The sequence below is a fragment of the Mycobacterium sp. TH-M82 genome, from assembly GCF_057473605.1.
Genome location: NZ_JBYCKY010000569.1, coordinates 1 through 2288 on the forward strand (window position 1 = coordinate 1; position 2288 = coordinate 2288).

The window sequence follows — 2288 nt, forward strand, 5'->3', positions numbered from 1 at the left end:
TGGGGATGCCGTTTTCTCGCACCCCCGAAGGCCGCATCGACCAGCGCCGGTTCGGCGGGCACACCCGCGAGCACGGGAAAGCCCCGGTGCGCCGGTCGTGCTACGCCGCCGACCGCACCGGCCAGATGATCCTGCAGACCCTGTATCAGAACTGCGTCCGCCACGACGTCGAGTTCTTCAACGAGTTCTACGTCCTGGACCTGCTGCTCACCGACACCCCCGGCGGCCCGGTGGCCAGCGGCGTGGTCGCCTATGAACTGGCCACCGGCGCAGTCCACGTCTTCGGGGCCAAAGCCGTCGTCATCGCCACCGGCGGCTCCGGCCGGATGTACAAGACCACCTCCAACGCGCACACCCTGACCGGCGACGGCATGGCTGTCGTCTTCCGCAAGGGACTTCCACTAAAAGACATGGAGTTTCACCAGTTTCATCCGACCGGTCTGGCGGGGCTGGGCATCTTGATCTCCGAGGCGGTGCGCGGTGAGGGTGGCCGGCTGCTCAACGGCGAGGGTGAACGCTTCATGGAGCGCTACGCGCCGACGATCGTCGACCTGGCGCCGGGCGACGTCGTGGCCCGGTCGATGGTGCTCGAAGTGCTGCAAGGCCGCGGCGCCGGGCCGCACAAGGACTACGTCTACCTCGACGTGCGCCACCTCGGCGCCGACGTGCTGGAAGCCAAGCTGCCCGACGTCACCGAGTTCACCCGCACCTATCTCGGTGTCGACCCGGTCACCGAACTGGTGCCGGTGTACCCAACCTGCCACTACGTGATGGGCGGCATCCCGACCACCGTCACCGGGCAGGTGCTGGCCCACAACACCGCCGCGGTGCCCGGGCTGTACGCCGCGGGGGAATGCGCCTGCGTGTCGGTGCACGGCGCCAACCGGCTGGGCACCAACTCGCTGTTGGATATCAACGTCTTCGGCCGCCGCGCCGGCATCGCCGCGGCCGATTACGCCGTGCGACACGACTTCGTCGCCATGCCGCCCGAACCGGCAGCGATGGTGGTCGACTGGGTTGCTGCGATCCTCTCCGAGCACGGCGATCAGCGGGTCGCCGACATCCGCGGCGGGCTGCAGCAGACGATGGACAAAAATGCCGCGGTGTTCCGCACCGAGGAGACGCTGAAACAGGCGCTCACCGACATCCATGCGCTCAAAGAGAGATATTCCCGAATCACCGTGCACGACAAGGGAAAGTGCTACAACAGCGATCTGCTGGAAGCGATCGAGCTGGGATTTCTGCTGGAGCTGGCCGAGGTCACCGTGGTGAGCGCTTTGAACCGCAAGGAAACCCGCGGCGGCCATGCCCGCGAGGACTACCCGAACCGCGACGACACCAACTACCTGCGCCACACCATGGCCTACAAGCAAGGCACCGACCTGCGCAGCGACATCCGGCTGGACTTCAAGCCGGTGGTGCGGACCCGCTACGAACCCAGGGAACGGAAATACTGATGGCCGTTACATCAGGGGAGGTTGTCGACGCACCCGAACCTGGCGATCCCCAGCCCCCGGTTCCCGAGGGCGCGCAGCTGGTCATCCTCAAGATCGCCCGCTACAACCCGGAGAACCCGCACCAGTTCGACGCCACCGACGGTTGGCAGAGCTTCCGGGTACCGTGCCTGCCCACCGACCGGGTGCTCAACCTGTTGATCTACATCAAGGGCTACCTGGACGGCACCTTGACCTTCCGCCGTTCCTGCGCCCACGGCGTCTGCGGCTCGGACGGCATGCGGATCAACGGGCACAACAAACTGGCCTGCACAACGCTGATGCGCGAGCTGCTGCCCAAAAAACCGGGTAGGCCGGGAAGCGAGGTGACCATCACGATCGAGCCGATGCGCGGGCTGCCGGTGGAGAAGGACCTGGTGGTGGACATGGAGCCGTTCTTCGACGCCTACCGGGCGGTCAAGCCGTACCTGATCACCAGCGGCAACGAGCCGACCCGGGAGCGCATCCAGAGCCAGCAGGACCGGCTGCGCTACGACGACACCACCACGTGCATCCTGTGCGGGATCTGCACCACCAGTTGCCCGGTGTATTGGAGTGAGGGCAGCTACTTCGGCCCGGCGGCGATCGTCAACGCGCACCGGTTCATCTTCGACAGCCGTGACGAAGGCGCCGCCGAGCGGCTGGACATCCTCAACGAATCCGACGGGGTGTGGCGTTGCCGCACCACGTTCAACTGCACCGACTCCTGCCCCCGCGGCATTCAGATCACCAAGGCGATTCAGGAGGTCAAGCGGGCGCTGATGTTCGCCCGCTAGCTCGCCGCTCCCCCGGGCG

2 protein-coding genes are annotated in these 2288 nt (G+C 66.4%); both read left to right on the forward strand.

Annotation, left to right across the window (positions count from 1 at the left end; translation table 11 throughout):
• The coding region (sdhA, locus tag AC2VON_RS17110; protein WP_486954016.1) for a succinate dehydrogenase flavoprotein subunit at positions 1 to 1457 on the forward strand (1457 nt) is incomplete at its 5' end.
• Positions 1457 to 2269 (forward strand): succinate dehydrogenase iron-sulfur subunit, encoded by an 813-nt coding sequence (locus tag AC2VON_RS17115; RefSeq protein WP_486954017.1) that lies wholly within the window; start codon positions 1457 to 1459, stop codon positions 2267 to 2269. The genes sdhA and AC2VON_RS17115, both read left to right, overlap by 1 nt.
• Positions 2270 to 2288 lie beyond the last annotated feature (19 nt).

What these genes read in the sequence shown, in the direction of transcription:
- AC2VON_RS17115 (WP_486954017.1), top strand. Translation starts at nt 1,457, where the DNA reads ATGGCCGTTACATCAGGGGAGGTTGTCGACGCACCCGAACCTGGCGAT.